This is a genomic window from Allotamlana fucoidanivorans (assembly GCF_006265225.1).
GTDB lineage: Bacteria > Bacteroidota > Bacteroidia > Flavobacteriales > Flavobacteriaceae > Allotamlana > Allotamlana fucoidanivorans.
In genome coordinates this window covers 1-317 of sequence record NZ_VDCS01000090.1, presented here as the reverse complement: position 1 = coordinate 317, position 317 = coordinate 1, and the positions used below count along the sequence as shown (strand labels likewise).

The 317-nt window shown below is 39.1% G+C and carries 1 protein-coding gene; it reads right to left on the bottom strand.

Features of this window, described 5'->3' with window-relative positions:
* A partial coding sequence (locus FGF67_RS17015) for an NAD(P)/FAD-dependent oxidoreductase (RefSeq protein ID WP_158293250.1) occupies window positions 1-317 on the bottom strand: 317 nt, incomplete at both ends.

The window sequence follows — 317 nt, the reverse complement described above, 5'->3', positions numbered from 1 at the left end:
CCAATCGCTACAAAAAATCCTGTGGCTGGAATGTCCTGCTTCTCATTGGTTTTATTATTGAAAACACGAACCCCTGTTACTACTTGTCCGTCTCCTAAAACTTCATCTGTCTCGGTGTTAAATAGTATCTCTATATTTTCTGTATTTTGAACTCTAGCTGCCATGATTTTTGAAGCTCTAAATTCATCTCTACGCACCAACATCGTTACTTTTTTACAAAGCTTTGACAAATAATGGGCTTCCTCACAGGCTGAATCTCCTGCGCCTACTATAACCACTTCCTGATTTCTATAAAAGAAGCCATCACAAACCGCACA